1 pseudogene is annotated in these 441 nt (G+C 70.5%); it reads left to right on the forward strand.

Annotated elements, in window-relative coordinates:
* A pseudogene (locus tag MOV75_RS41905) lies at positions 1-441 on the forward strand (hypothetical protein); the annotation flags it as partial.

Genomic DNA, 441 nt, shown 5'->3' on the forward strand with positions numbered 1-441 from the left:
GACGATCTCGCCGGCGATGCGGTCGCCATCGGTTGCGAGAAGGCGCTGTTCGGTTCGCCGGATGCCGCGGCTGCGGCCGTCTCCTACACCGCGGTTCGGATCGACCGGCTGACCGCGCTCGGTGATGCCGCGACCGCGGACAGGAGCCTGACGGCGGATTTGAAGGCGCTGCGCAAGGCGCTGGAGCATGATCGCTACGGCCTCGTGGCGCAGGTGCTGGTCGCGCGCGACGGCTGCACGCCCTTCGACTGCGCCGCATTTCGCGCGCTGACCGACCAGCAGCAGGTCGCCGCCAACATGGGTTCCCATCTCTACGACACGCTGATCGCGCGCCATGCGCCGACCTGGAACGCGCCTGCAGCAGTGCCGCCGATGTCGGCCAATGCGGCGCTTGCCGGGCTGCCGCCCTCGATGCCGACGGGCAAGCCGACCAGTGCGGAG

This window comes from Bradyrhizobium sp. PRIMUS42 (genome assembly GCF_023006515.1).
Taxonomy (GTDB): Bacteria; Pseudomonadota; Alphaproteobacteria; order Rhizobiales; family Xanthobacteraceae; genus Bradyrhizobium.